Origin of the sequence: Pseudomonas sp. NFACC42-2, assembly GCF_900116055.1 — a bacterium.
Lineage (GTDB): Bacteria > Pseudomonadota > Gammaproteobacteria > Pseudomonadales > Pseudomonadaceae > Aquipseudomonas > Aquipseudomonas marginalis.
The window spans coordinates 112,277-138,534 of the sequence record NZ_FOZO01000013.1 but is presented as its reverse complement, the minus strand read 5'-3'; the positions used below and the strand labels follow the sequence as shown (position 1 = coordinate 138,534).

25 protein-coding genes and 1 pseudogene are annotated in these 26,258 nt (G+C 63.8%); 3 read left to right on the top strand and 23 right to left on the bottom strand.

The features are described from left to right. Nucleotides 1–3: 3 nt before the first annotated feature. Genes BM416_RS21515 through BM416_RS21425 form a run of 19 tightly spaced genes read right to left on the bottom strand, consistent with a single transcriptional unit; the run spans nucleotide 4 to nucleotide 16,785 of the window. Nucleotides 4–1,230: a beta-ketoacyl-ACP synthase gene (locus BM416_RS21515; RefSeq protein ID WP_027604993.1), complete on the bottom strand. Its 1,227-nt coding sequence runs from the start codon at nucleotides 1,228–1,230 to the stop codon at nucleotides 4–6. Next, nucleotides 1,230–1,958: a 3-oxoacyl-ACP reductase FabG gene (fabG, locus tag BM416_RS21510; protein WP_092489387.1), complete on the bottom strand. Its 729-nt coding sequence runs from the start codon at nucleotides 1,956–1,958 to the stop codon at nucleotides 1,230–1,232. Before fabG ends, BM416_RS21515 begins: the two co-directional genes overlap by 1 nt. Then, nucleotides 1,955–2,416, bottom strand: coding sequence for a hotdog family protein (locus BM416_RS21505; protein WP_065940800.1), 462 nt, complete (start codon nucleotides 2,414–2,416; stop codon nucleotides 1,955–1,957). The genes fabG and BM416_RS21505 overlap by 4 nt, the downstream gene beginning before the upstream one ends. Then, nucleotides 2,413–3,579, bottom strand: a complete 1,167-nt coding sequence (locus BM416_RS21500) for a beta-ketoacyl-[acyl-carrier-protein] synthase family protein (protein WP_092489386.1) — start codon at nucleotides 3,577–3,579, stop codon at nucleotides 2,413–2,415. Before BM416_RS21500 ends, BM416_RS21505 begins: the two co-directional genes overlap by 4 nt. After that, nucleotides 3,576–4,058, bottom strand: a complete 483-nt coding sequence (locus tag BM416_RS21495; protein ID WP_092489385.1) for a hypothetical protein — start codon at nucleotides 4,056–4,058, stop codon at nucleotides 3,576–3,578. Before BM416_RS21495 ends, BM416_RS21500 begins: the two co-directional genes overlap by 4 nt. Further along, nucleotides 4,055–4,789 (bottom strand): class I SAM-dependent methyltransferase, encoded by a 735-nt coding sequence (locus BM416_RS21490; protein WP_092489384.1) that lies wholly within the window; start codon nucleotides 4,787–4,789, stop codon nucleotides 4,055–4,057. Before BM416_RS21490 ends, BM416_RS21495 begins: the two co-directional genes overlap by 4 nt. Further along, nucleotides 4,786–6,033 carry an NAD(P)/FAD-dependent oxidoreductase gene (locus tag BM416_RS21485; RefSeq protein ID WP_092489383.1) on the bottom strand — a complete coding sequence of 416 codons (1,248 nt, stop codon included), beginning with the start codon at nucleotides 6,031–6,033 and terminating at the stop codon, nucleotides 4,786–4,788. The genes BM416_RS21490 and BM416_RS21485 overlap by 4 nt, the downstream gene beginning before the upstream one ends. Before the next feature lie 33 nt (nucleotides 6,034–6,066). Then, a complete protein-coding gene (locus tag BM416_RS21480) occupies nucleotides 6,067–8,379 on the bottom strand; it encodes an MMPL family transporter (protein WP_092489382.1) in 2,313 nt (770 codons plus the stop codon). Then, entirely contained in the window at nucleotides 8,369–8,959 is a 591-nt protein-coding gene (locus tag BM416_RS21475; protein WP_027604985.1) for an outer membrane lipoprotein carrier protein LolA, read from the bottom strand. Before BM416_RS21475 ends, BM416_RS21480 begins: the two co-directional genes overlap by 11 nt. After that, entirely contained in the window at nucleotides 8,956–9,381 is a 426-nt protein-coding gene (locus BM416_RS21470) for an acyl-CoA thioesterase (RefSeq protein ID WP_092489381.1), read from the bottom strand. Before BM416_RS21470 ends, BM416_RS21475 begins: the two co-directional genes overlap by 4 nt. After that, a complete protein-coding gene (gene hutH / locus BM416_RS21465; protein WP_053139196.1) occupies nucleotides 9,374–10,915 on the bottom strand; it encodes an HAL/PAL/TAL family ammonia-lyase in 1,542 nt (513 codons plus the stop codon). Before hutH ends, BM416_RS21470 begins: the two co-directional genes overlap by 8 nt. Then, entirely contained in the window at nucleotides 10,899–11,834 is a 936-nt protein-coding gene (locus BM416_RS21460; RefSeq protein ID WP_092489380.1) for an LpxL/LpxP family acyltransferase, read from the bottom strand. The genes hutH and BM416_RS21460 overlap by 17 nt, the downstream gene beginning before the upstream one ends. After that, a complete protein-coding gene (locus BM416_RS21455; protein WP_065925691.1) occupies nucleotides 11,831–12,565 on the bottom strand; it encodes a glycosyltransferase family 2 protein in 735 nt (244 codons plus the stop codon). The genes BM416_RS21460 and BM416_RS21455 overlap by 4 nt, the downstream gene beginning before the upstream one ends. Beyond that, nucleotides 12,558–14,228 carry an acyl-CoA synthetase family protein gene (locus BM416_RS21450; protein ID WP_092489379.1) on the bottom strand — a complete coding sequence of 557 codons (1,671 nt, stop codon included), beginning with the start codon at nucleotides 14,226–14,228 and terminating at the stop codon, nucleotides 12,558–12,560. The genes BM416_RS21455 and BM416_RS21450 overlap by 8 nt, the downstream gene beginning before the upstream one ends. Beyond that, nucleotides 14,225–14,770: a COG4648 family protein gene (locus tag BM416_RS21445; protein ID WP_065925689.1), complete on the bottom strand. Its 546-nt coding sequence runs from the start codon at nucleotides 14,768–14,770 to the stop codon at nucleotides 14,225–14,227. Before BM416_RS21445 ends, BM416_RS21450 begins: the two co-directional genes overlap by 4 nt. After that, nucleotides 14,767–15,021, bottom strand: a complete 255-nt coding sequence (locus BM416_RS21440; RefSeq protein ID WP_003187949.1) for an acyl carrier protein — start codon at nucleotides 15,019–15,021, stop codon at nucleotides 14,767–14,769. Before BM416_RS21440 ends, BM416_RS21445 begins: the two co-directional genes overlap by 4 nt. A 9-nt stretch (nucleotides 15,022–15,030) precedes the next feature. Then, nucleotides 15,031–15,300 carry a phosphopantetheine-binding protein gene (locus BM416_RS21435; RefSeq protein WP_027604978.1) on the bottom strand — a complete coding sequence of 90 codons (270 nt, stop codon included), beginning with the start codon at nucleotides 15,298–15,300 and terminating at the stop codon, nucleotides 15,031–15,033. Then, nucleotides 15,278–16,090, bottom strand: a complete 813-nt coding sequence (locus BM416_RS21430; protein WP_092489378.1) for a lysophospholipid acyltransferase family protein — start codon at nucleotides 16,088–16,090, stop codon at nucleotides 15,278–15,280. The genes BM416_RS21435 and BM416_RS21430 overlap by 23 nt, the downstream gene beginning before the upstream one ends. Then, complete coding sequence (locus BM416_RS21425) at nucleotides 16,066–16,785, bottom strand: beta-ketoacyl synthase chain length factor (protein ID WP_092489377.1); 720 nt, start codon at nucleotides 16,783–16,785, stop codon at nucleotides 16,066–16,068. The genes BM416_RS21430 and BM416_RS21425 overlap by 25 nt, the downstream gene beginning before the upstream one ends. Nucleotides 16,786–17,123: 338 nt before the next feature. Between BM416_RS21425 and BM416_RS21420 the strand changes: the two genes are divergently transcribed. After that, nucleotides 17,124–17,894, top strand: coding sequence for a ParA family protein (locus BM416_RS21420; RefSeq protein ID WP_092489376.1), 771 nt, complete (start codon nucleotides 17,124–17,126; stop codon nucleotides 17,892–17,894). Between the two features lie 139 nt (nucleotides 17,895–18,033). On the opposite strand, the gene trxC is transcribed toward BM416_RS21420, so the two are convergent. After that, entirely contained in the window at nucleotides 18,034–18,468 is a 435-nt protein-coding gene (gene trxC, locus BM416_RS21415) for a thioredoxin TrxC (RefSeq protein ID WP_027604974.1), read from the bottom strand. Between the two features lie 235 nt (nucleotides 18,469–18,703). On the opposite strand from trxC, the pseudogene BM416_RS21410 reads away from it, so the two are divergent. Next, nucleotides 18,704–18,938, top strand: a pseudogene (locus BM416_RS21410) (type II toxin-antitoxin system HigB family toxin). Between the two features lie 7 nt (nucleotides 18,939–18,945). Then, nucleotides 18,946–19,347, top strand: coding sequence for a helix-turn-helix domain-containing protein (locus BM416_RS21405; protein ID WP_027604972.1), 402 nt, complete (start codon nucleotides 18,946–18,948; stop codon nucleotides 19,345–19,347). Nucleotides 19,348–19,363: 16 nt separating this feature from the next. On the opposite strand, the gene selO is transcribed toward BM416_RS21405, so the two are convergent. The 3 genes from selO to BM416_RS21390 are packed head-to-tail and all read right to left on the bottom strand — an operon-like array spanning nucleotide 19,364 to nucleotide 26,054. Beyond that, nucleotides 19,364–20,827 carry a protein adenylyltransferase SelO gene (gene selO, locus BM416_RS21400; RefSeq protein WP_092489375.1) on the bottom strand — a complete coding sequence of 488 codons (1,464 nt, stop codon included), beginning with the start codon at nucleotides 20,825–20,827 and terminating at the stop codon, nucleotides 19,364–19,366. Between the two features lie 48 nt (nucleotides 20,828–20,875). After that, nucleotides 20,876–24,259, bottom strand: coding sequence for a mechanosensitive channel MscK (gene mscK / locus BM416_RS21395; RefSeq protein WP_092489374.1), 3,384 nt, complete (start codon nucleotides 24,257–24,259; stop codon nucleotides 20,876–20,878). A gap of 52 nt (nucleotides 24,260–24,311) precedes the next feature. Beyond that, nucleotides 24,312–26,054: a potassium/proton antiporter gene (locus BM416_RS21390; RefSeq protein WP_027604969.1), complete on the bottom strand. Its 1,743-nt coding sequence runs from the start codon at nucleotides 26,052–26,054 to the stop codon at nucleotides 24,312–24,314. Nucleotides 26,055–26,258: the final 204 nt, after the last annotated feature.

The window sequence follows — 26,258 nt, the reverse complement described above, 5'->3', positions numbered from 1 at the left end:
AAGTCAGGACCAGCGGCGAAAGATCAGCGACGTATTGACGCCGCCAAAGGCAAAGTTGTTGTTCATCACGTAGTCGTGGTGCATCTCGCGAAATTCACCCTGCAGGTAATCCAGCTCGCCGCATTGCGGGTCGACGGAGTCCAGGTTGAAGGTGTGCACGTATTGGTCGCGGTTCATCATCTCGATGCTGAACCACGATTCCAGCGCACCGCAGGCGCCCAAGGTGTGGCCGAGGAAGCTTTTCTGCGAGCTGATGGGCATGCGGCTGCCGAACAGGCTGCTGGTGGCCTGGGTTTCGGCGATATCGCCCTGGTCGGTGGCGGTGCCGTGGCCGTTGACGTAGCCGATGGCGGCCGGCTCCAGGCCCGCATCTTCCAGGGCCAGCTCCATGGCGCGGCGCATGGTTTTCTGTTCCGGCCGGGTGGTGTGCTGGCCGTCGGCATTGCTGCCGAAGCCGACGATCTCGGCATGGATATGCGCGCCCCGCGCCAGTGCATGTTCCAGCTCTTCGAGCACCAGCATGCCGCCGCCTTCGCCGATCACCAGGCCATCGCGGCCGCTGTCGTAGGGACGTGGGCTGGTTTGCGGCGCGTCGTTCTTCAGGCTGGTGGCATACAGCGCGTCGAACACCATGGCTTCGGTGGGGCACAGCTCCTCGGCGCCGCCGGCGAGCATCAACGGCAGGCGGCCGAACTTGATCGCTTCATAGGCATAGCCGATGCCCTGGCTGCCGCTGGTGCACGCGCTGGACGTGGGGATCAGCCGCCCGGTGAGGCCAAAGAAGATGCTGATATTCGCCGCCGTGGTGTGGGGCATCATGCGCACGTAGGAGTTGGCGTTCAGCCCCTCGGCCACCGAGTTCAGCAACATATTGCCGAAGGCCTTGATCTCATCGGTACTGCCGGTGGACGAGCCACAGGCCACGCCCATGCGCCCGTCCTTGATCGACTCGTCGCCGAGTAAACCCGCGTCCTGCAACGCCTGTTCCGCCGCCCACACCGCCAGGCGCGAGACGCGACCCATGCTGCGCAGCTGCTTGCGCGTCCAATGGGCGGGCACGACGAAATCATCGACCGGCCCGGCCAGGCGCGTGTTCAATTCGGTAAAACGCTCCCACTCGTCCATGCGTCGGATGCCGCTGCGGTTGGCGCGGAAGTTGGCGGCGATGGTGTCCCAGTCGCTGCCCAGGGAGGTCACGCCGGCCATGCCGGTGACGACGACGCGTTTCATCAGCACAGGCCTCCATTCACGGCCAGGACCTGGCGCGTGATATAGCCGGCTTCGGCCGACATGAGGAAATTCACCGCACCGGCGACTTCTTCCGGGGTGCCCATGCGTTGTGCCGGGATCATCTTCATCAGTTCTTCCACCGGTACGTTTTCATCCAGCATGGCGGTGTCGATCAAACCGGGGGCGACGCAGTTGACGGTGATCCTGCGCTTGCCCAGTTCGATGGCGAGGGCCTTGGCCGCGCCGATCAGGCCGGCCTTGGAGGCGCTGTAGTTGACCTGGCCACGGTTGCCGATCAACCCGGAGACCGAGGTGATGCACACGATACGCCCGGCTGCGCGACGACGAATCATCGGCATCATCACCGGGTGCAGCACGTTGTAGAAGCCATCCAGGTTGGTGCGCATCACCACGTCCCAATCGTCTTCCGACAGGGCCGGGAAGGCGCCGTCGCGGGTCAGGCCGGCGTTGAGCACCACGCCGTAATAAGCCCCGTGTTGCTCAACGTCGGCTTCAAGGATCTGCCTGCACGCGGCGCGGTCCGCCACATCGAATTGCAGCACCCGCGCCTGGCGGCCCAAGGCCTCGATCTCGACCTGTACCGCGCAGGCTTCGGCCCGACCGCTGCGGCAATGCAGCACGATGTCATGCCCGGCCTGGGCCAGGCGCAGGGCAATGGCGCGGCCGATGCCACGGCTGGAGCCGGTGACCAGTACGGGTTCAGTCATGGCGTTTCGTCCTTCGATTCATCTAAATAGTTGGCCGCCTGGGGCGGTCGAAATACATTCAGGCGCGCACTGGCCTGGATACCGCTACCGGTGAGGTGGCATTCGAACACACCCATGCCGTTGTCGTCTTCCAGGGAACGCAGGCCGTGGATGTTCAACTCGGCGCCGGCCGGGAAGTGTTCCACGTTGCACTCGAACTTGCGTGTGCCGAGCAGGAAGCCCAGCTCCACCGCTTCACCCTTTTGACGGGCGCGGCAGCCGGCGTAGGCGGCGACGCTCTGCGCCATCAACTCGATGCCGACCCAGGCCGGCAGGCTGCCGTCAGGGCGGTTGAACAGGCCGCCGGGCTTGACGGTGAGGCGGGTGTGAATCTGCTCTTCATCGAACGACAGCACCTGGTCGATCAGGATCATGTCGCCCGCGTGGGGCAGCAGTTCGGCGAGTGGCCAATCGGTCATGGGGCCTCTCCGATTATCAGGCTGACATTGTTGCCGCCGAAGGCAAACGAGTTGCTCATCAGGCGGGGTTTTTCCAAGGTGTCCCCCGCCTGCGCCCATTGCAGGGCGGGCAGCGTAGGGTCGGCCTGGCCGTCCCACACATGGGGCGGCACCCGGCCGTGGGCCAGGCTCAGCCAGCAGAACGCGGCTTCCAGCGCGCCGGCCGCGCCCAGGGTGTGGCCGCTCATGGGTTTGGTCGACGAGCAGGCCACGCCGTCGGGGAACAGGCTGGCGACGGCCAGGCTCTCCATGGCATCGTTGTGTTGGGTGGCGGTGCCGTGCAGATTCAGGTAGCCGATCTGCCCGGGCTGCACTTTTGCGCTGGCCAGGGCCTTGCGCATCGCCTGCAACGCGCCTTTGCCGGTGGGTTCCGGCGCGGAAATATGGTGCGCATCGCAACTCGCACCGCTGCCCAACAGGGCGATCGCCGCAGGCGTTTTAGTCATCAGGAACAGCACCGCCGCTTCGCCGATATTGATGCCGTTGCGGTTCACCGAAAACGGGTTGCAGCGTTCGTTGGACACCGCTTCCAACGCGCCGAACCCATTGAGGGTCAGCTTGCACAGGCTGTCGACGCCGCCGCAGAGCACCGCGTCGCACACCCCCAGGTCGAGCAGGCGTTGTGCGCTCATCAAGGCTCGGGCGCTGGAGGTGCAGGCGGTGGAAATCACATAGGCCGGGCCGCTCAGTTGCAGCCAGTCGGCGAGAAAATTCGCCGGGGCGCTGAGTTCCTGTTGCTGGTAGTCGTAGTCGCTGGGGAAGTGCTGATCGCGCAGGTACTGGGCGATACCGCGGCTGGCTTCGTCGATGCCGGAGGTGCTGGTGCCGAGCACGACCCCGACCCGCGAGGCGCCATAGCGGTGGATCGCCTGGCGAATCTCGCCCTCGATCTGCAGCGCCGCCTCCAGCAGCAGTTGGTTATTGCGGCTGCTTTGCTGGCCGAGTTCCACCGGGATGGTCGCCAGCTCGCCGTGCACACCGCCTACCGGCAGCGTGCGCTCCGGCACCCAGCCGCTCTCGGCGCGCATCCCCGAGCAGTCGCCGGCAAACAGGCTGCGACTGACGGCGGCCTGGCCACGGCCGAGGGCGCAAATCACGCCGAGGGCATTGAGGTAGGCGCTCATCGGGCGGCACCGAGTGGCGTGATGCGGTAGCTCAAGGGCTGGCCGCTCATGTTCACACTGAAGACTTCTGACGATTGGTAGACGATCTGCCAATGGCCCGGCAGGGTGCGCGTGAGGTCCATCGCCTGGGCGCCAGGGTAGAGCGCGCGTACGTCATCGGCCGAGGTCAAGGCAAACAACAGTGCGGCAAACAGCTCGCGGGCCTGGGGATTGGGCGGCAGCAGGCCGTCGGCCTGCCACTGGCCATCGATCAGTTTTTGCCGGGCCTGGGGAATGCCCAGGGGGTCCATCATTGACCAGCGGATTGCGCCGCCTTCGCGTTGGATCACCAGCAGCCAGTCCTGGCTCTGGCCTTCCGCCAGGCGCTGCACATGCAGCTGTAGCGGCAAGGCCAGGGCCGGGTTTTTTTCAGGCAGCGGCGGCTGGCTGGCGCAGGCGCTCAGCAGCAACAGGCAACCGATCAACAGGCTGCGCATCATGGTGCGGCGCTCGCCAGGGGTTTGCGCGCCACGCAGTTGACCAGGGTTTCTTCACGCTGGCCCACCGGCGGCGGGTTACGCAGGCCCCAGCGCTCCAGCAGGCCGAAGTCGCGGGAGCGGCTCCACCACAGGTAGGGGTACGAAACGTTCTGCGGGCCGAACTCAAAGCCCTGCTCGCGGAGCATCTGCAGGTACTCTTCGGCGCTTTTCTGCACATGCATGGGATGGCGGAACAGCCAGCGAATGACCCAGGTGTCGATATAGGCTTCGGTGGATTCGGCAAACAGCAAGTAACCGCCCGGCTTGAGCACCCGGTAAAACTCCTTGAGTGCGCGATGCTGTTCAACCAGGTGATGGAAGGTCTGGTGGCAGAACAGGATGTCGACGCTGGCGTCCGGCACATCGAGGGTGGCGCAGTCGCTGCCGATCAATTCGATGGCCAGGCCCTGGCGCGCGGCTTCGGCCTTGCTCAGCTCCAGGCTGTGGGGGTCGGCATCCAGGCCTATCAGGCGCGCGGGGGCAAACACCTGCTGCAGGTATTGGAATGACTTGCCCTGGCCGCAACCGGCGTCCAGCAGCACCGGCGCCTCGGGCAACGGGTCGGTGAACAGGCTGCGCAGGTCGTTGATTGCCACGCGCAATACATGGTGCTGCCAGGTATGGCTGCGCAGGAACCAGAAGCCGAACTTGGTTTCTTCGACGTAGTTTTTACTCAGGTATTGAGACGTCATACCGGTTCACTCGCGCAAATTTCCGACAACATCCGCAAGCGCCGCTTGGGCTCGCTGACAAACGGGTTGCGTTCGTCCCACGCGTAACCTGCGAGGATCGAACTGATCATCCGGCGAATGTCCGGTGAGCTGCCGGGGTGGAAAATCACATCCTGGAAGGTGCCTGCATACCAGCCTTCGACATAGCAGCGGAAGGTGTCGACACCACGCTTGAGCGGCTCGGCAAACTCGGTTTGCCAATCCACGGTCTCGCCTTTGAGCTGACGATGCAGCACGCCGGCGGCCATGCTCGCCGAGCGCATGGCGATGGTCACGCCGGAGGAGAACACCGGGTCGAGGAATTCCGCCGCATTGCCCAGCAGCGCAAAGCCGGGGCCGTGCAGGGTTTTGACGTTGGCCGAGTAGCCGCCGATGGTGCGCGCCGGCGTGTCCCATACGGCGTTGTCCAGCACGCCGGACAAGCTCGGGGTTTCGTCGATAAAGCCGCGCAGGCAGGCGTCGAGGTCCGCGTCGCGCGCGTCGAAATGCTCCTTGGCCGCGACCACACCCACCGAGCAGCGACCGTTGCTGAACGGGATGGTCCAGAACCAGATGTCGCGCTTCGTAGGGTGCGTGGTGACCAGGATCTTGGTGCGGTCGAAGCCCGGGTGTTCGATGCGGTCTTCAACGTGGGTGAACACCGCCTGGCGCAGCGGGAAATTCGACGGCGCCTCTAGGTCGAGCAGGCGCGGCAGCACGCGGCCGTAGCCGCTGGCATCAAGCACGAACTTGGCCTTGATGTGGTACTCGCTGCCGTTCTCGCGGCGCACATGCAGGTAGCGGCACTCACCGGAGAAATCCACGCCGACGATGGTTTCGCCGTAGCGGATGTCGACACCTTGCTGGGCGGCCTGATCGGCCAGCAACTTGTCGAACTCGCCGCGCTGCACCTGGAAGGTAGTGGGCTTGCCGTTGCTGAAGGTGTCACCGAAATCGAACGCGCTGTAACGCTCGCCCCAGGCAAACGCGGCACCGGTTTTTACCTGGAATCCCGCCGCCTGCACGGCGTCGAGCATGCCGGCCTCTTCGATGAAATCGATGCAGTGCGACAGCAGGCTTTCGCCGATCGAGAAGCGCGGAAAATACTGGCGCTCGATGATCAATACATCATGCCCTTTGCGTTTGAGCAGTGCGGCGGCAATCGCGCCGGATGGCCCGGCACCAATCACCACCACCTGGCGACGTTCCATTTCAACTATGGGCACGAGGGCTCCTTGCCGCTTTGGCGATAACTACATTCATGAGGCGTGTTTCCGTTGGCCGGCCCAGGGCGCCAGCATAAAGCTGAATGCCAGGCCCAGGCTGACCGACAGGCCGAAATTACTCACTGCCGGGGTACTGGACACCGCCAGCAGGCCGAACGACAACCAGGTCGTCAGCGCTGCCAGCAGCGTCCCTAAAAGGCTGACAGCGGGGCCGCCGATCTGTTCGCGCATCAAAATCGCATAGTCGACGCTGATGGCCGTGACCAGCAGCAACCCGAACAGGCTGAACAGGGTCAGCGGCTGGCCCAGCCAACCCAGGCTGGCCAGGCTGCACAGCGCCGCCAGCAACGGCAGGGCGACGATGCGCAAGGCCCCGCCGAAGCCGAACGGCAGGATCAGTAACAGCACGATCAGCACGCACGACATCAACTTCAATTCGGCGGCGCTGATCTGCGTGTCGGCGAATACACGGTTCAAATCCCCGAGACGATCCACCAACTGCACGCCGGGCAGGTCCACGGCCTGCACCCGCAGCAGCGCCGGGTTGTTCAAGCCCTGCAGGCTGACCATGGCCGCCACGCCGCCGTCCACCGGGCCCAGCCACAGGGTGCGCCAGGGTTCGGCCAAGGGGCCCACCAGCGCAGCGTCGATGTCTTCGGTGGGCAGCGCTTGCAGTTGCGCGATTTCGGCGTGCAGGGCGCCGGCGGGCACGCCGAGGTCCAACAGCGGCTGCCAATGCTGTGGGAGTGCGCTCAGGGCCTCGCGCAGTTGCTGCTGTTCGGCGGGCAGGCTGACCAGTTGGTTGAGCGCCAGGTAACCCTGGAGCTTGTCCATATTCACCAGCTGGTCCAGGCGTTGGCCCAGGGCGGCTTGGCGCTCCAGCAACTGCGGCTGGTTGTCGGCCCGTATCAGGAAAAACTGGCTGGTGGGCTGGAAACCGGTAATGCGCGCCACGGCCTGTGCCTCTTGCAGCAACTGCGGCGGCGCGCCGATCCACTGGCGGATATCGTTTTTGCTGTTCAGCTGCCAAAGGCCGCCGGCGCAGAACAGCAGCACCCACACCAGCAGCACCGGACTGGGCACACGCTTGAGCAAGGCGGCCCGCACCCGCCACAGGCATTCGGCGACGCGCAGCGGCCATTGTGCCGGGCGCAGTTCGACCCCCTTGAGCAGTGCCGGCAGCAGGCACACCGCTGACAGGTAGGCGCCGACCAGGCCCGCGGCGGAGAACACCGCGATCTGCGTCAAGGCCGGGAAGGGTGTCCAGGCCAGCGCCAGGTAGCCGATGCAGCTGGTGGCCAGGCTCAGGCTCAGCCCTGGCAGCGTCAGGCGCAATGCCGGCCAACTGCGCCAGGGGTTCATGCTCCAGCTTTTCGACAGGTAGTGCAGCGGGTAATCCACCGCGACGCCGATCAGGCTGGAGCCGAGCACCAAGGTCATCACATGCATATGGCCGAACAGCGCCACGCAAGCGACGGCACCAAACAGCATGCCCACCAGCACCGGTACAAACGCCAGCAGCACTCGCCAGCGGCGGAACGCCAGCAACAGCAACAGCAGAATGCCGACGGTGGCGCCGCCGCCGACCCAGGTGATTTCCCGCGTGGCCTGTTGCTGGCCGTTCGCCGCGTAAAGCAAACCGCTGGCGGCGAGCAATTGCGCGCCGTGTTCGCCGGCCTGCGTGCGGCTGGCCTGGAGCAGATCCGCCACTTGCAGCGGCAGTTTCATGTCGAAGGCATTGCCGGTGGTGCGCGCCCGCAGCAGCACCCAGCTCTTGCCGTCGGCATCGGCGATCAAGGCGCCGCTGCCGATGTCCAGTTGCACCGAGCCGCGTTGCGGCTGGCTGTTCTGGATGCGCCCGGTCAGGCCCAGCCAGTCGTCCTGGCTCGGCACCAGGCTGAAGCCGGTGAAGGGGTCGAACAGCGACTGCACCCGTTGCTGGATGAACGCGTCGGGGTGGTCGATCAGTTGTTCGCGGTCCTTGGCCGAGAGCATCGCCAGCCGCCCGCGCAGCAACTGTTCACGCAGTGCCGGCAGGTCGGCTTGCAGGTTCCATTGGACCTTCTCGAACAAGCCGCTGGCCTGCCAGCGCTCGCCCAATTGCTGCGCCACGGCCACCGCTTGCTGGCGATCGGCGTGCCCCACCAACACCAGCATTTCGCGGTTGAGCGGCTCCTGCATGCGCTGTTCGGCTTGCAGTTCCAGGGCGTCCGGCGTACTCCCCGGCACCAGCTCCATCAGGTTGGCCGACAGCGGTGCACCATCGCGCCACTGCCAGCCGGCCAGGGCCAGCACGGCCACCAGCAGGATCAGGAACAGGCGGGGCAGCAGGCGCTCACTGGGCAAAGTCGTGTTGCTCCGCGTCGCTCAATGGCTGGCCGGCGCTGCTGTCCTGCATGCGCAGCACAGTGCTGTCGCCTTGGGTTTCCAGCAGTTCGATCTTCTGCACCAGTTCACCACCGTCGATATTGATCTGGGTGAATACCTGCTTGAGCAGCAGTGAACGCGGGATCAGCGTGAGCTTCCATTGCCGGGCTTCGCCTTGCAGTTGCAGCTCGAAGTCGCGCTGCAAGCCGCTGCTGTCGCCCTGGAGCACGGCGAGGAACAGACGGTTCTGTTCGGCACCGGCGCTCTTGTTCGGCAGCAGTTGCCAGCCGTTGGCGTCACGGCGGGCGATGCCCTGGGCGCTGATGCGGTAGTCCTGTTGCAGCGGGGTTTTCAGCAGCCACAGCAGGCCGTGGTCCTTGGCCAGGACGAAGGTGCCTTTGCTGACCAACGGCTGCGGCAGCGCACGCAGGTGTTTTTCCTGGATGAAGCTGCCGTGGATCACCGAGGGTTTGGCCAACTGGTCGCTGAGTTGTTGCAGGTCGAAGGCCTGGGCTTGAAGCGACAGCAGCAACGCGCCGAGGAAGGTGATCAGTTTCATGACAAGGCCCTGTCGACGGCGTCGGTGAATACTTTGGGGGACGCCAGCTGCATCTCGCGAGTGGCGATTTCTACCGCCACCTGCACAGTGCTGGCTCGGGTCAGGCGCTCGCCGCTGGCCAGGTCGGTGATCAGGTAATTGACCTTCAAGCGGTTCTCCCATTCCACCAGGCTGGCGCGCACGTTGATCGTCTGGCCGAACACCGCACCGCGCACATAGCGCAGTTGCATGTCGATCACCGGCCAGGCGTAACCGGCTTCGAGCATGGCCGTGTAGTTGTGGCCGATCTTGTCCAGCAGCGCGCAGCGTGCGATTTCCAGGTACTTCACGTAATGCCCGTGCCAGACGACGTGCATGGTGTCGACGTCAAAAAACGGCACCAGGATTTCGGTGTCGCTGTGCAATACGCCAGGGCTACGCATGCAGCCTCCAGTGTTGCTCGGCGATGCGTTGCAGGCACAGGCGCAGTTCGCCTTCGAGGGCACGGTCTTCGATGACCGGCGGGAAGTCCTGGGCCAGCTCTGCATGCATGGCCGCCAGCGCCGGTGGCAACGGGCGTGCGTCGTCGGCCTGGGCGCGCAGCCACACACCCTGGTTGGCGGCGAGCAGGGTGGCGGCGGCGACCTGTTCGGTCAGCTCCAGCACGCGGATCGCATCGCGGGCGGCGATGGTGCCCATGCTCACCTTGTCCTGGTTGTGGCACTCGGTGGAGCGCGAGAACACGCTGGCCGGCATGGTGTTTTTCAGTGCTTCGGCGGTCCAGGCGCTGGTGCCGATCTGCACCGCCTTGAAACCGTGGTTGATCATCGCGCGGTCCGCCGGTGCGCCGGACAGGTTGCTCGGCAGGCCGTGGTTGTAGCGCACGTCCACCAGCAGGGCGAGCTGGCGGTCAAGCAGGTCGGCGACGTTGGCCACCAGGGTCTTGAGGCTGTCCATGGCAAAGGCGATATGCCCGCCGTAGAAATGTCCGCCGTGCAGCACGCGTTCTTCTTCGGCGTCGATGATCGGGTTGTCGTTGGCGCTGTTCAGCTCGATCTCGATAAACGAACGCAGCCAGTTCAGGCTGTCCGCCAGCACGCCGAGGACGTGGGGCGCGCAGCGCAGCGAGTAGCGATCCTGCAGGCGATGCAGCGGCGCGGTCGGCGCGTCGATCGCCAGGTCCTTGCGCAGCCAGGCAGCGACTTGCATCTGCCCTGGGTGGGGCTTGGCAGCGAACAGGCGTTCGTCGAAGTGTTCCGGGTTGCCTTGCAGCGCCACCACGTTCAGCGCTGTGATGCGCGTGGCCAGTTGCAGCAGGTAGTCGGCGCGGGCGAAGGCCAGGCAAGCGATGCCGGTCATCACCGCGGTGCCGTTCATCAGTGCCAGGGCTTCCTTGGGGCGCAGTACCAGCGGCTCCCAGCCGAGTTCGCGGTGCACGTCGGCCGCCTGGCGACGCTCGCCACGGAACAGCACTTCGCGTTCGCCGGACAGGGTCGCGGCCACGTAGGACAGCGGGGTCAGGTCACCGCTGGCGCCCACCGAGCCTTCTTCCGGGATCAGCGGCAGCACGTCGTGTTCGAGGAACCCATGCAGGCGCTCCAGCAGTTCCACGCGCACCCCGGAGACGCCGTGGCACAGTGACTGCAAGCGCGCCGCCAGCACCGCACGGGTGGCTTGGGCGTCGAGCAACTTACCCAGGCCGCAACCGTGGAAGGTGTACAGGTGACGGGGCAGGGCCTCGACATGTTGCAACGGCACCGCGACCACGCAGGAGTCACCGTAGCCGGTGGTCACGCCGTAGATCACGCCTTCCTTGTCCAGCAGCGAGTCGAGGAACTGCGCGCCCTTGGCGATGCGCTGGCGATAGGCGGCATCGCTTTGCAGCTGGGTAGGCACCTGACGGTTGGCCAGGGCCAGCACGTCTTCGATGCGCAGGGGGCGTTCGCCAAAGGTTACCGGCTCAAGATGCGTCGTCATCGGTCTTCCAGAAAGGGTAAAAGTTGAACCATTGTTGGGGCGCTTCCAGGCAGAACTGGCCCAGGCGTGCGGCGTAGCGCGCAGTCCACAGGGCGATGACCTGCTCGCGGGTGCTGCGTTTCCATTCGAGCAATTGCGCGAAGGGCTCGATGGTCAGGCGATAGCGGCCCTGGTGTTTCAGGCACATCAGCAGGTTGACCGGGCATTTCAGCAGGCCCGCCAGCAACCACGGGCCTTGGGGGAAGGCAGCGTCATGGCCGAGGAAATCCACGCGCACCGTGCGCCCGCCATGCAAGGGCACGCGGTCGCCGGCAATCGCCAGCCACTCGCCGTCGTCCAGGCGCTGGCTGAGCAGCAGCATGGTGGCCGGGTCCAGCTCGCTGACCTGGATCAGGCGCAAGTGGGTGGCACCGGCTTCGCCCAGCAGGCGGTTGAAGCGTTCGGCGTGCTTGGTGTGCACCAGCACGTTCATGGTGACCTGTTCGCCGATTTCCGCCAGCGCGCGGCACACTTCGAGGTTGCCCAGGTGGGCGCCCACCAGCATCTGCCCGCGCCCTCCACGCAGTTGCCCGCGCAGTTTCGCCGGGTCGTTGATGTCGATCTGTTCCAGGCGCAGCTTGCCGTTCCACACGTCGAGTTTGTCGAGCAGGGCATCGGCGAAGGCCATGAACTGGGCGAAGACTTTGCGCTGGCTGGGGCGCAGTTCATCGCGCCCGCTCCAGTCAGCCAGGCGCTGCTGGTATTGCCAGGCGCTCTGGCGCGCGGTGCGTCCGAACAGGAAGAAGTACAACACGATGCCGTACAGCACCGGGCTCAGCAGGCGGCGGCCGAGGACCTTGGCGGCGAGGGCGGTGAATTTCATCAGCCAGTAGCTGCCGCGCTCTTCGCGGTCGGCCCAATGCTTGGTGCTGTCGCTCATGCCTGCCACCGCCGCCACAGGATCAGCGGTGCCCGTACCAACATGCCGAAGAACAGGCGGGTGTGCATGGCGCTGATGCGCACGTTGTCGCGGAACAGGCGGAAGTGCGACAGGCCGTCGGCCGGGTAATGCACCTGGGTCGGCAGCCAGCGCATCGGCTGGTTGCGCCAGGCCAGGCGCACCAGGATGTCGGAGTCGAAGTCCATGTGCGTGCCGATATAGGCCGAGTCCATCAGCGCCAGCACCGGTGCCAGCGGGTACACGCGAAAGCCGCACATCGAGTCGCGGATCTGCAGTGACAGGGTGTTGATCCACACCCACACGTGGGTCAGGTAACGCGCATACAAACGGCCCTTGGGCACGCTTTCGTCGTATTCGGGGTAGCCGCAGATGATCGCGTTGGGCTGCCTGCGGGAGGCGTCGATAAACGTCTCGACTTCGCGCAGGTCGTGCTGGCCGTCGGCGTCGACCTGCAAGGCGTGGCTGAAGCCCAGGCGCGCCGCTTCGCGAAAGCCCGCCATCACTGCGCCGCCCTTGCCCTGATTAGTCGGCAGGGTGAGCAGGGTGACATTGTCCAGCCGCGCCAGTTGCGCCAGCACCGCTGCGCAGGCCGGGCTGCTGCCATCGTCCACCAACAGGCACGGCAGGCCACTGTTCAACAGGCTGTGGACCACGGCGGGCACGGCGGCTTCGTGGTTGTAGACCGGGATCAGGGCGCAGGGGTTATGCATGGGCGGCTTCCAATTGGATGCGGCCGCTGGCACAGGCCGCGACGCCGTTGCGGTAGGCGAAATACAACTTGCCGCGTTCCTGGTCGAAGCGCAGGTGCAGTTCGATACGGTCGCCGGGGCGCACCAGTTGCTGGAACTTGAGCACTTCCATGCCGGCAAAGGTCGCGGGCAGATCGAGCAGTTGCTGGCCGAGGTTGAACGCCCATTCCACCTGGACCACGCCGGGCAATACCGGAGTGACCGGGAAATGGCCGCTGAAATAGGCCAGGTCCGGCGGCACGCTCAGTTGCAAGGTCCATTCGCCATCGACTTCGACTTGCTCCAGCACTTCCGGCGCCTTGGGCCGGGGCGCCAGCAGCAACGCGGCCACATCGGCCTGGGGCAGTTTGCCCTGGGCATTCAGCGGCAGCTGGCGCAGCAGCCGCCAGCGACGTGGCAGCGCCAGGGCTTCGCAATGCTGGCTCAAATGCTGGCGCAGGGTCTGGGTGACAGTTCGTCGGCCCTGGTTGCGCAAGGCGTGCAGGCCGTCGGCACTCAGCACCACCAGCGCGCCGAGGGAGGCGCGGTTTTCCTGCACCACCCCCAGGCGCGTTTCGGCGACCCACGGGTGGGCCATCAGCGCCTGCTCAAGCATGGGCAGGGAGATGCGTTTTTCTTCCAGCTTGACGATACGGTCCAGGCGCCCGAGCAGCTCGAAGCGACCATCGGCATGGATGCGCGCCGCGTCAGCGGTTTGTTCTATGTGCCCGACGGGCAAGTATGGCGAGGCGATGCGCAGTGCACCGTCGGCGTCCTGGCTCAGGTGTATATCGGCGAACGGCTGCCAGGGTTGCGCGCCCTGGCGCCAGGCGATACCGCCGGTTTCCGAGCTGCCGAGAATCTCTGTCGGCCATTGCTGCAAGCGCTCGTAAAGACTGCTGGCCGCCTCGATGGGCAAGGCACCGCCCGACGAGAACACCCGCGATACCTGGCTCAGCGCCGGCCAATCGAGGTTGTCGCCCATGCGCTTGAGCAGCGCCGGGCTGGCGACCCAGGCGAATTGCGGGTGTTCGCGGCTGGCGCGTTGCATGTCTTCCGGAAACGCCAGCTGGCGGCGCACAAAGCTGCGACCGGCGCACAGCGGCCACAGCACACGGAACAGCAAACCGTAGATGTGCTGGGTGGCGACGCTGCCGATGATGCAGGCGTCTTTAAGGTCTGCCCCCCATAGGGCTTCCAGGGCCTGGACCTCATTGGCCAGTTGGCGCAGGGTCTTGTCGATGCGCTTGGGTTCGCCGCTGGAGCCGGAGGTGCACAGGCTCAGTTGGCAGGTGTCCAGGTCGAGGGCCGCAGGGCTCAAGGGCGCTTGATACAACGCGTCCAGGTCTGCCGCTTCAGTCAGCCAGGCGTCGACAACCGCGTCCCAGCGTTGGCGAGTCTGGGGTTGCAGATCGGCGGGCAGCAGTACGCTGGCCCCGGCACGCCAGGCGCCCAGCAGCGCAATCGCCAGCAGGCCGGCGTCTTCCAGGTGCAGGGCCAGGCGCTGGATGCCACGGGCTTGCAGCCCCGCGGCCAGGCTCAGGGAGTGCTCCCACAGCTGGGCATGATTCATCGCAGGTTCGGTGGTCACCAAACGCTGTCCCAGCGGCTCGAGCAACAGATGCTCAAGATTCAACCCATTCATACGCGGCCTCGAACCCTTTGTCGTACCAGCCATTCCACGGCAAACAACAGCCCCATCAGCCCGTAGGCGATCAAGCCGTTGTACAACGTCCACCAGCTCAACGGCGCCCATAGGGTGAGGGCGGCGGCGAGCAGGCCATTACACAGAAAAAACACGCACCACACCACGGTGACCTGGCGCGTATACACAATCGCGTGCGGCGGCAGCACCGGGTCGGTCATGCGCGCCAGACGCTCCACCATCGGCGGGCCGTATTTCAGGCTCAGGCCGAACAGCGCCAACATGAACGCACTGACCAGGCTCGGGTACCAGCGCAACAGGTGCGGGTTGTCGAACCAGGCCAGGGCCAGGCAAAACACGATCACCGCCAACGCCATCCAGCGGCTGCCGGGGCGCGCCGCACCCGTGACCGCGCGCAGCAGCCACAGGCTGCCCAGCAGCAGGCCGAATTGCCAGGGCGCAAAGTGCTCGGTGCCGTAATACACCGCAAACGGGTACAGCAGCCCCGCCAATAACAGGCCAAGGCCGATCAGCCGGCTCATGCGGCAGGCTGGACCAGACGGTACACCGCCTCAACCACGTCGTTGACGGTGCGCACGGCCTTGAACTCTTCGGCGGCGATCTTCTTGCCGGTCTGGCGCTTGATATGGTCGATCAGGTCCACGGCATCGATGCTGTCGATCTCCAGGTCCTGATACAGGTTGGCGTCGAGGGTGACGCGCTCCGGGGGCAGTTCAAACAGTTCCACCAAGGCATCGCGCAGGGTGTTGAAAATATCGTCACGAGTTTGCATGGTCCGGTCTCAAGCTGCCTGTCTGGCCGTGACGAACGCCGCAAGGCTGGCCACGTTGGTGAAGTGATTGCGGGTGTCCTTGGCGTCGGCATCGATCTTGATGCCGTACGTTTTCTGGATCGCCAGGCCCAATTCCAGGGCGTCTACCGAATCCAGGCCCAGGCCTTCGCCGAACAGGGTTTGGTCGCTGCCGATGTCGTCGGCGCTGATGTCTTCCAGGCCCAGGGCCTCGATGATCAACAGCTTTATATCGTGCTCAAGGCGGTGTTGGTCGCTCATCTTCGGCGAGCTCCTTAATGAAATAGTGGTGCAGGTAATCGTTGAGCTTGCGTGAGGCCTGGGGCGCGGGCCCCAGTGTCGCGAACGCCTGTGGTTCTATATCGGCCCCCACGCGCAAACTGAAGTGAAAACGGCATTTAGGGATGCGATACCAGGGTTCGGCCTTGGTCAGAGTGGTGGGGCTGACCTTGATCACTACCGGGGTGATGATTGTCGCACCGCGCAGGGCAATGGCGGCGGCCCCGCGATGAAAGGCGGGCGCCACGCCGGGGGTGGTACGGGTGCCTTCGGGAAAGATGATCAGCGTCTGGCCTTGGCGCAGGGCGTCGGCGGCGGCGTCGAGCATGTCTGCGCTGCCGTCGTTGCTTATGTAACCCGCGTCGCGCACCGGGCCACGGGTGAACGGGTTTTGAAACAGGCTCTGCTTGATCACGCAATTGGTCTGGCGCATCAGGCCGATCAGGAACACCACGTCGATCAGCGACGGATGGTTGGCGATGATCATCTGGCCTGGCTGGCCGAGCCGTTCGGCACCTTCGACGCTGTAGGTCAGCACGCCGGCGCGCTGCATCAGGCGGATAAAGAACCAGAACAGCCTGCTGATGGTATGGCGGGCGCGGCGCTGGTGCCTTTCTACGTTGCCCGGCAGGCAACTGAGCAGGGGAAAGACCAGCAAGCGCAGGCACAACCCGCCGACGCCGAACACGAAGAAGCTCGCGGCAGTGGCGAACAGGCGCCAGTAGTAGGCATCCCGTGGCTTATCGTTCACGACTTGCGTTGCCAGTTCCATACACGGTTCTTCCAGGCATGTTGGCAGGCGCCCTGCTCGGTAAGCAGGGCGCGCAGCAGGTTCAGGGCGTGGGGCCACTGGGTTTGAGTGGGTTGGACAGTGCCGGCGCTGAGTTCCAGTTGCCACTCGTCGCCTGGTGTCAGCAGCAGGCCGAGGGCGTAGGGAAAGGGCACGTCAACGATCCAGCTGGCGTAGGCCTCGGGCGGCTGTTCTTCGGTGATGACCAGCAATACCGCCGGAGCGCCTTCGTTGAGCAGGGCCGCAGCTTCGAGCATGCCGTGCTCCAGGCCATCGCCGGCGGCGGCGAGGGCTGTCATTTCGCTGGTTTCATTGCGCAGGATCGACCACAGGCCAATCACCGCGTTGTGCACCGACAGGCTGAATTGGGTCGGCGACAGCGGCTGATCGTTGGCCAGGTCGCTGAGGATGTCGAGCGTGCGCGGGGTTTCGCCATGCCGGGAAACAAACACCAGCGGCAGGTCTTGCAGGCCGTCGGCCAGCGGCCAGCCTACGCTGAACGCCATGCGTGCCAGGCGACTCAGGCGGCGGCGCTGCATGGCCGGCAGGAACGACACATCAGGCGAGGCATCGCTGGCAGGCAGCAACACCGGGGCCTGGCACCAGGCGTGCCAGTCGTCCGCGCTTTCCAGGCCGGGGGCCCAGGCGCGCCATTGGGCGATGTTGAAGTTGATCACTGAGAAAGTTATCCCGCCCCTGCGGGCTTCCATGTGCGGCTTTTGGCCCCGAATACCGGGACAGGGAGCAATCGCCGAGTGGCGCGCATTATCCCGGTGCTGCGGGGTTCTAGCAAACTTTGGTAAAGAATTGTGCAAGGCCGATTACAAATAAGTCGGGAAGGTTTACAGATTGTCCTTTAAGCGGGAGCCAGTTGGATCGTCGGACACTTCCTTTTCGCTTGTGCGCGACTTATGACAGACCCGATGCAATGCAGCAATGCATCGATGAACGAGGTAGCTAACAGGCGCTTTTGCCCTCTACACTCGGACATTCATTGATACACGGAGGTTTTTCCATGCGGCGCGTGGTGTTCAATCAAAAAGGCGGTGTTGGCAAGTCGAGCATCGCCTGCAACCTGGCGGCGGTCAGCGCCAGCGAAGGCTATCGAACCCTGTTGGTGGACCTCGATGCACAGGCCAATTCAACCCAATACCTGACCGGGCTGACTGGCGACGACATCCCCATGGGGATCGCGGACTTTTTCAAGCAAACCCTGTCTTCCGGGCCGTTTTCGAAGAAGAACAAGGTCGATATCTACGAAACCCCCTTCGACAACCTGCACGTCATCACCGCCACCGCCGAACTTGCGGACCTGCAGCCCAAGCTTGAGTCCAAGCACAAGATCAACAAGCTGCGAAAGCTGCTCGATGAACTGAGCGAAGATTACGACCGGATCTACCTGGATACCCCGCCAGCACTGAACTTTTATGCGGTTTCTGCACTGATTGCCGCCGATCGTGTGCTGATCCCCTTCGACTGCGACAGCTTCTCGCGCCAGGCCCTGTATGGCCTGCTGGCTGAAATCGAAGAATTGAAGGAAGACCACAACGAAGGCCTCGAAGTGGAAGGTATCGTGGTCAACCAGTTCCAGGCACGGGCGAGTTTGCCGCAGCAGATACTCGATGAGTTGATTGCCGAGGGCTTGCCGGTATTGCCGGTGTACCTGGCCAGCTCGGTGCGCATGCGCGAGTCGCACCAGGAGAACAAGCCGCTGATCCACCTGGATCCACGGCACAAGCTCACACTGCAATTTGTGGAGCTGCATAACCTGCTGGAAAACGCCTGATTTCAAGCACTATACCAATCCCTTGTGGGAGGGGGCTTGCCCCCGATAGCGGTATGCCAGCTAGCTCATCTGTAGCTGAGCCACCGCCATCGGGAGCAAGCCCCCTCCCACACTGTCCAGCATTGTTCTCCAGGTCCGGTTACACCCCCTGGCTACGCAACCAGCTCATCAGCTGCGGCAACGGAAACGCCCCGCTCTGGCGCGCAACCTCGCGGCCGTTCTTGAACAGAATCAGACTGGGGATCGAACGAATCCCCAACTGCGCCGACAGCTGCTGATTGGCCTCGCTGTCCAGCTTGGCCAGCCTGCACTTGCCCTCCAACTGCCCGGCCGCCTGTTCAAACACCGGCGCAAACGACTTGCATGGCCCACACCAATCGGCCCACACGTCCACCAGCAGCGGCAGGTCGCCCTTGATCTGGCTGGCGTAGTCGCCTTGTTTCAGCTCGAAAGGCTTGCCCAGTAGAACCGGTTGCTTGCAGCGCCCGCACTTGGGCGTATCACCCAGGCGTTCTGCGGGGATGCGGTTGAGGCCGTTGCAATGGGGGCAGGGGATAACGAGAGGTTCGGACATGGTGGGCTCCGTGGATGTGGCCAATGCTCCCTATCTGGAGTCAGGCATCAGCTTTATCAAGCTCGGGAGTGACGACGCATGTGCTAACAGATTCGCAAATGTCGATTGGCGCATGCCTATCTAGGCTGGAAGTACTTGTTCGAAATAGCACCATTGGTCCGTTCGACGCCATAGCAAATTGCGATAGCCGGCGTTCGGGTCTAACCTTCATAGCAATATGCGATAGGGACGTTGCATGCGTGTAATCAGTGCGAAACAAATCCGAAGTGCCCAGTTGAAGTGGCCTCATTCAGCCAGTGCTTTGGATGAGTGGTATCGGAAAGTCAAAGTCCTCAATCCTGAGGACTTCGCGGCGTTGAAATCGATTTTTCCCGCAGTGGATAAGGTGGGGGCGCTACCGAAGGCAGCGGCTTTATATTCGACATGTGCTGGACCATCGGGAATACGACAAGGGTAAATGGAAGGAGTGACTGGAAAATGAGTGTATTGATCGAGCAGGTCGCCGAGCACTGGCAATTCGTATCACCGCTGCTGCGCAAGCCCAAAACCGAGGCTGACTACGATGTGTTGGTGGAGGCGCTCGACGAATTACTGGATATCGTCGGGGATGACGAAGCCCATCCGTTGATGGGCGTGGTCGATATCATCGGTGACTGGGTCGAGGCTTATGACCTGGAGCATTGGCCGATGCCTGAGGCGAGCGGTGTCGACGTACTGCGATCAATGATGCAGGAGCATGGCCTGACTCAGAGTGATTTGCCGGGTGTTGGCGCTCAATCGGTGGTCTCGGAAATCCTCAGTGGAAAACGCCAGCTGAACGTGCGACAGATTCGTTGGCTGGCGGATTTTTTCAAGGTGCCGGTCGACCTGTTCATCTAATCGCGAGCATGGCGTATCACGACGAACAACTGATCTCCAAATGCTTACCCCAATCCGGCGGCCGCTGCGCGTATTGTTCCATCCCCGGCTGCTCCTCGAACGGCTTGGAAAGCACCTCATGCAGTCGCTGCACTTCGCTGTAGTCGCCTGATTCGGCAGCAGCGATAGCGTTCTGTGCGAGGTAGTTGCGCAGGATGTACAGCGGGTTCACTGCGTGCATCCGCTCACGGCGCTGCTCTTCGCTGTAATCCCCATCCCGCGTAACACGGGCCGTGTACAGCTCGGCCCAGGCATCGAACCCGGCGAGGTCGACAAAATCATCGCGCAGCTTCGCTACCGCCAGCGCTGCCGATTCGTCGCCCAGGCGTCGGAAGAACAAGGTGTAATCCACGCCGCTGTTCTGCATCAGCTTCAGCAACCGCTCCACCAGCTTCTGGTCGTCGTCTTCGGCGGTGGTCAGCCCCAGTCGGCGGCGCATCAGGTCCAGGTAGTGGGCCTGGTACAGCGGCAGGTACAGGCCAAGGGCTTCTTTCAAGGCATCGACGCTGATAAACGGCGTGAGCGCCTGGGCCAGCGCGCTGAGATTCCACTGGCCGATGGGCACCTGGTTGCTGAAGGAGTAGCGTCCTTCATGGTCTGAGTGATTGCAGATGAAGTGCGCGTCAAAGTCGTCGAGAAACGCAAACGGCCCGAAGTCGAAGGTGATGCCGAGGATCGACATGTTGTCGGTGTTCATCACGCCGTGGCAGAAACCATAGGCCTGCCATTTGGCGATCATCTCGGCATTGCGCTCGACGATTTCGCGGAACATCGCCAGGTAGGGCTCGGGCTGTTCGCGGCACTCGGGGTAATGCAGGTTCAACACGTGTTCGGCCAGCTCGGCCTGCTGTTCGGGCTTCTTGGTGTAGTAGAAATATTCGAAATGACCAAAACGGATATGGCTGGGCGCCAGGCGCAGCACCATCGCCCCACGTTCCTGCTTCTCACGCCAGACCGGGGTGCTGGAGCCGATCACGCACAACGCACGACTGCTGGGGATACCCAGTGCATGCAGCGCTTCGGAGGCCAGGAACTCCCGAATCGACGAGCGCAGCACCGCGCGGCCGTCGCCCATGCGCGAGTAGGGCGTCATCCCGGCACCCTTGAGGTGCAGGTCCCAATGCTCGCCGGCCTCGTTGTATACCTCGCCCAGCAGCAATCCCCGACCATCGCCCAGCTGCGGGGTGTAGCCGCCGAACTGGTGCCCGGAGTAGACCATTGCCCGCGGCTCGGCTTCGGCCCACAGCTTATGGCCGCTGAACAGCTCGGCGAACACCGGCGTTTGCGCCACGGCAGGGTCGAGGTCGAGCAGGGCCATGGCGGCATTGCTTGCCACCACCAGGCGCGGTTCGTCGAGGGGCTCGGGCAGTACGTGGGTTGAGAACGCGTCGCCCAGGCGTGCGAAGCGGTTGTCGAAGGTCAGTTCGTCGAGGGCTTTCACCGGCCATCTCCAGCAGAATGTCCGAGCATTCTGCTGGGGATAGGGCGTTTAGTCGAGTTTGCTGGGCGGTGGCTCGGGTGCATCCGCCACTTTGCCGTCCGGCGGCTCCGGCACATCTTGCGCCTCGGTCGGTCCGACGATGGATCTCTTCTCGTCCTCCACCGGCACCAGCTTGTACTCCTGGCCGTGGAGGTTTTTCAGGTACACCTCCATCTGCCGGAACGAGATGTTGATGTGGTGGTTCTTGAACTCGCGGTTGATAAAGCGGTTCACTTCGTCGATCACCGGGTTGCGGTCACCGAGGTCGCGCACGTGCATGCGCAGTTCGTGGTCCAGCGTACTTTCGCCGAAGTTGAGGAAGTACACATGGGGTTCCGGTTCCTTCAACACCCTTGGGTTTTCTCGGGCAGCCTTGAGCAACAATTCCTTCACCAGGTCCAGGTCGGAGCCGTAGTCCACGCCCAGCTTGAGGGTGACGCGGGTGATGGTGTCGGTCAGGGACCAGTTGATCAGTTGCCCGGTAATGAACGTCTTGTTCGGGACAATGATGTCCTTGCGGTCGAAATCGGTGATGGTGGTGGCGCGGATGCGGATCTTGCTCACCGTGCCCGACAGGTTGCCGATGGTGATGGTGTCGCCGATGCGCACCGGGCGCTCGAACAGGATCATGATGCCGGAGATAAAGTTGGCGAAGATCTCCTGCATGCCGAAGCCCAAGCCCACCGACAGCGCGGCCACCAGCCATTGCAACTTGTCCCAGCTCACGCCGAGGGTGGACAGGGTCGAGACAAAGCCCACGCCGGCAATGATGTAGGACAGCAAGGTGGTCGTGGCGTAGGCACTGCCCTGGGCCAGGTCCAGCTTGGACAGCACCAGCACTTCCAGCAGGCCGGGCAGGTTGCGCGCCAGGGCAAAGGTGATGCCGATGATGATCAGCGCGCCGAGCAGGTCGCCGATGCTGATCGGCACCATGCTGATATTGGCACCGGTGCCGCTGGTGTATTCGTAGAGGGTGACGTTGTCCAGGTAGGAAAATACCGAGATCAGGTCCGACCATACCCAGTACAGCGCCGCGATAAAGCCGCCGAGCAGCGCCAGGCGGATCAAGCGCATCGATTGTTCGTTGACCTGTTCGATATCCAGGGTCGGCTCTTCGATCACCGCTTCGCCTTCGCCGGCTTCCTTGGCGGCCTGGCGTTTGGCCAGGGCGCGGGAATAGGCCAGGCGTCGGGCGGCAACGCCCAGGCCGCGGACGAAGGTGGCTTCGATGACCAGCCAGAACATCAACAGGTACAGGGTGTTGATCAGCCGATCGCTGAGCTTGAGTGCGGTGTAGTAGTAGCCAAAGCACACGGCAATGAACAGCGCGATAGGCAGGGCGGTAAACAGCAGGCCCACGGCTTTGCGGAACAGCGAGGCTTTTTCGTGGGTCGGGCTGTGCAGCAGCAGGCGTCCCAGCAGCCAGGCCATCAGGGCGTAGCAGGTCAGGACCACCCCAATGCCCAGCACGTCGTCGGCCAGCGCCGCCGGTTGATGCTCGGCAATCGCCACCACGGCCACCAGGGCCAGCACCACCAGCCCGAGCTTGCGCACCCAGCCCTGGAGGAATTCGACCTGGGGCTTTTCCCAGCGGAAGTGCAGCTCGGCCACGCCGCCCGGTGCCAGGATGCGGTAGGCGGTGTAGAACACCAGCCACGCCTGGGCAATCTGCAACAGCGCCGCACCCAGGTTGGCGTTCTGCCCACGTGCGTCGATCTGCAGTGCGTAGCCGCACAGCGCCAGGCCCAGTGCTACCGGCATCGCCAACAGGATATTCACCAGGATCGCCTGGGGCGTGTGCCATTGGCTGTCGCGTTTGAAGTGGCCAATGTCCAGATGGACTCTTTTCAGGCGCGCGTACAGCGCGTTGCGGCGCCACAACAGGGCACCGATCAGCAGCAGCAACGGCAAAAACAGCAGCGGACGCTGGGTCAGTCCGTCGTACAGCTCGCTGACGCTGGAGGCCCAGGGCAGGGTGGTGACCTGCTTGCTCAGGTGCGCCGGCACGGTTTCCAGCCACTCGGTGTCCAGCGGCTTGTTGCTGGGGATCCAGAACATCTGTTCATCGAGCGTCGCGCGCAGGGTGGTGGCGGTGCTGAGCAGTTGTTTCTGGTTCAGTTGCAGGGTGATGGATTCGTTGAGCAGCGCGCTCAGCTCGCGGCTCAGGCGCTCCAGCAGGTCGCTGCGGGTGATCGCCAGTTCCAGCAGGGTGCGCCGCAGTTGCGGGGTGACGTCGGCCGGCGGCTGGTTGGCCAGCAGGTTATCCACATAGGTGCTGGGGGAGCTGATCAGCTCGCGCTGTTGGTTGACCTCGAACTGGTACAGGCGAATGTTGGCGATATCGTCCGCCAGGTCGCGGTCCACCGTCAGGCGGGGCAGGGCTTGTTTCTGCTTATACAGAATCTTCGAGAGGAGCAGGCTGCCCTTGAGCACATTGATCTGCTCGTCCAGGGCCGAATCGCTCTGGGTCACGGTGTCCAGCTGTTGCTTGGTCTGCAGGTTCTTCTGGGTCAGGTCGTTGAGGCGGTCGGTGCTCTTGAGCAGGTAGTCGGACAGCTTCAGGTTGGCCGCGCTTTCCGTGGCCAGCAGGCTGCTGCCGCCGGCTTTCTGCGCTTCGATGGATTGTTGGGTAACGGTCTGCTGGGACTGGGCCAGGCGCTTCTGGTTGATCAGGGTTTGCAGGTCCTGGATCTCCTGTTCCAGGCGCGCGGTTTTTTCCTGGATCAGGTCGTGCTGGCTGTTGCCCAGGTCCTGCAGTTGGCTGTTGCCGGCCAGTTCCTGGCGGCGCAGGGGGATCAGGGCATTCAGGGAGGCCAGTTCGGCATTCAGTTGGTTGCGCTGGTCGCCGCTGAGGGCTTTGCCATTGTCCTTGCCGGCCTTGAGGGTGGCATTGATCTGCTGGATGCGCGTCTGGCTGCTGCTGATTTCGGTCTGGGCGCGCTCGGGACGGGTCTGGGCGGCGATGGTCAGGCTGTTGGCGTCGGCCAGTTCCTTTTGCAGGTCGCCTTGCTGGGTGCTGCGCTGCACCAGCAGTTGCTCAAGCTGCGGCACCGGCAGGGTGGCGTAGCGTTGGGCCACCGGAATGACCTTGGTGGCCTTGAGCCGGGTCAGTTCGCGCTGGTTCTCGCTGGTCTGGCGCGGCGCGTCTTCCAGCTGGCGCTTGAGGTCGACCAGGCGCTGCTCGTAATCCTGCTTGTTGCCCAGGTAGGTCAGGGTCTGTTGCAGAATCGACTGCAGCGCCTTCATGTCGGCGTCGGGCAGTTTGCGATCAGGCAGCTTGTCCAGGGTTTGCTGGATGGCGTCGGCGCTGGGCGGGTCGGCGGCGTAGACGCTGCCGACACAAAGGGTCAGGCCCAGCAGGGCAGTGGCGAGAAAAGTGCGCAGGGTTGGCATAGAGACCGATCGAGCAAGGTGAAGAATCGGGGGCGTGCTGTCGCCCCGCAGTTTAGAGGAAGAGTCCGGGGCCCGGGCGACTTCCTTCGGGGAATCTGACGCCGACTTTGCCAATCTTGTTCCCGTCCATGACCGCGACGGTCCAGATGGTGTTGTTCCACTCCACCTGGTCGCCCACTACCGGCGCGCCGCCGACTTTCTGGGTGATGAAGCGGCTCAGTGGCATGTCCGGGTCGATCCCTTCGAGCTTGAGGCCATACAGCGCCGAAACCGCGCCCAGCTGGGCGTCGCCTTCGAGGACGAAGTCGCCGAAGAAGCGCAAATCGAGGCCGCGTTGCGGTGCCTGGCTGAACAGTTTGCCCAGGGCCGGCAGGTTGTGTTCGTGGCCGATCACACAGAGCAGATCGCCGACTTCCAGCACCGTACTACCCGACGGATGGAGCAGTTGCTGGCCACGGAACAGGGCCGCGATGCGCGTGCCTTCGGGCATTTTCAGCTCGCGCAGGGCCGCGCCGATGCACCATTTTTCTGCGCCCAGGCGGTAGACGAACAGCTCCCACTCGCTGGTGACGTGCACTTCCAGGGCTGCGCGGGAGATCGGCGCCGGGTCCGGCGGCACGGTCACTTTGAGCAGCTTGGCCACCCACGGCAGGCTGGTGCCCTGTACCAGCAGCGACACCAGCACGATAAAGAACGCCAGGTTGAAGTACAGCTGCGCATGGGGCAGGCCGGCCATCAACGGGAACACCGCCAGGATGATCGGCACCGCGCCGCGCAGGCCGACCCAGGCGATAAAGGCCTTTTCACGGCCATGGAAGGCTTTGAACGGCAGCAGGCCGACCATCACCGACAGCGGCCGCGCAAACAGGATCATCCACAGCGCCAGACCCAGGGCCGGCAGGGCAATCGGCAGCAAATCATGGGGCGTGACCAGCAGGCCCAGCACCAGGAACATACCGATCTGCGCGAGCCAGGCCATGCCGTCGAGCATATGCAAAATGCCATGGCGGCTACGCACCGGGCGATTGCCGATCACCAGGCCGCACAGGTACACGGCGAGGAAGCCGCTGCCATGGAAGGCGTTGGTCAGGGCGAACACGAACAGGCCGCCGGCGATTACCAGGATCGGGTACAGGCCGGTGGCCAGGTTGATGCGGTTGACCATCTGCAGCATCAGCCAGCCGCCGCCGAGGCCGACGATGCCACCGATGCCGAACTCGCGCACCAGGTGGGTCAGCAGGCTCCAGTGCAGGCCGGTCTGGCCGCTGGCGAGCATGTCGATCAGGGTGACGGTGAGGAACACCGCCATCGGGTCGTTACTGCCGGATTCGATCTCGAGGCTGGCGGTCACCCGTTCGTTCAGGCCCTTGCCGCCCAGCAGCGAGAACACCGCTGCGGCGTCGGTCGAGCCGACAATCGCACCGATCAGCAGGCCCTGGATAATATTCAGGTCAAACAGCCAGGCCGCCGCCATGCCGGTGAGGCCGGTGGTAATCAACACCCCCACCGTGGCCAGGGACAATGCCGGCCAGAGTGCCACGCGGAAACTCGCTACCCGCGTACGCAAACCGCCGTCGAGCAGGATCACTGCCAGCGCGAGGTTGCCCACCAGGTAGGCAGTCGGGTAATTGTCGAAAATGATGCCGCCGCCATCGACGCCGGCCACCATGCCCACGGCCAGGATGATCACCAGGATCGGGATACCCAGGCGCGAGGAAAGAGAACTCACCAGAATGCTCGCACTCACCAGCAACGCGCCGATCAAGAACAGGCTGTTGATGGTCGTCGCATTCAAAGGCAGTACTCCATGGGCAAACAAGACGGGACGCAAACTGACCATGCAGTCTGCGTGCCAGGGATTCTAACCTGTTGAATTGCGGTGCTGTCAAAAAGCTTTTAATGACGGGCGCAGATCTGAATGTGGGAGGGGGCTTGCCCCCGATGGCGGTATGTCAGTCAGCTTATCTGTAACTGACCCACCGCTATCGGGGGCAAGCCC

Coding starts and splice junctions, on each gene's coding strand:
- mscK (WP_092489374.1), bottom strand. CDS start 24,259: ATGCCAACCCTGCGCACTTTTCTCGCCACTGCCCTGCTGGGCCTGACC.
- trxC (WP_027604974.1), bottom strand. CDS start 18,468: ATGTCCGAACCTCTCGTTATCCCCTGCCCCCATTGCAACGGCCTCAAC.
- BM416_RS21495 (WP_092489385.1), bottom strand. CDS start 4,058: ATGATGCGCAGCCTGTTGATCGGTTGCCTGTTGCTGCTGAGCGCCTGC.
- BM416_RS21420 (WP_092489376.1), top strand. CDS start 17,124: ATGCGGCGCGTGGTGTTCAATCAAAAAGGCGGTGTTGGCAAGTCGAGC.
- hutH (WP_053139196.1), bottom strand. CDS start 10,915: ATGACGACGCATCTTGAGCCGGTAACCTTTGGCGAACGCCCCCTGCGC.
- BM416_RS21490 (WP_092489384.1), bottom strand. CDS start 4,789: ATGACGTCTCAATACCTGAGTAAAAACTACGTCGAAGAAACCAAGTTC.
- BM416_RS21450 (WP_092489379.1), bottom strand. CDS start 14,228: ATGAATGGGTTGAATCTTGAGCATCTGTTGCTCGAGCCGCTGGGACAG.
- fabG (WP_092489387.1), bottom strand. CDS start 1,958: ATGACTGAACCCGTACTGGTCACCGGCTCCAGCCGTGGCATCGGCCGC.
- BM416_RS21440 (WP_003187949.1), bottom strand. CDS start 15,021: ATGCAAACTCGTGACGATATTTTCAACACCCTGCGCGATGCCTTGGTG.
- BM416_RS21500 (WP_092489386.1), bottom strand. CDS start 3,579: ATGAGCGCCTACCTCAATGCCCTCGGCGTGATTTGCGCCCTCGGCCGT.
- BM416_RS21470 (WP_092489381.1), bottom strand. CDS start 9,381: ATGCGTAGCCCTGGCGTATTGCACAGCGACACCGAAATCCTGGTGCCG.
- BM416_RS21460 (WP_092489380.1), bottom strand. CDS start 11,834: ATGAGCGACAGCACCAAGCATTGGGCCGACCGCGAAGAGCGCGGCAGC.
- BM416_RS21455 (WP_065925691.1), bottom strand. CDS start 12,565: ATGCATAACCCCTGCGCCCTGATCCCGGTCTACAACCACGAAGCCGCC.
- BM416_RS21430 (WP_092489378.1), bottom strand. CDS start 16,090: ATGGAACTGGCAACGCAAGTCGTGAACGATAAGCCACGGGATGCCTAC.
- BM416_RS21405 (WP_027604972.1), top strand. CDS start 18,946: ATGAGTGTATTGATCGAGCAGGTCGCCGAGCACTGGCAATTCGTATCA.
- BM416_RS21445 (WP_065925689.1), bottom strand. CDS start 14,770: ATGAGCCGGCTGATCGGCCTTGGCCTGTTATTGGCGGGGCTGCTGTAC.
- BM416_RS21515 (WP_027604993.1), bottom strand. CDS start 1,230: ATGAAACGCGTCGTCGTCACCGGCATGGCCGGCGTGACCTCCCTGGGC.
- BM416_RS21475 (WP_027604985.1), bottom strand. CDS start 8,959: ATGAAACTGATCACCTTCCTCGGCGCGTTGCTGCTGTCGCTTCAAGCC.
- BM416_RS21435 (WP_027604978.1), bottom strand. CDS start 15,300: ATGAGCGACCAACACCGCCTTGAGCACGATATAAAGCTGTTGATCATC.
- BM416_RS21505 (WP_065940800.1), bottom strand. CDS start 2,416: ATGACCGATTGGCCACTCGCCGAACTGCTGCCCCACGCGGGCGACATG.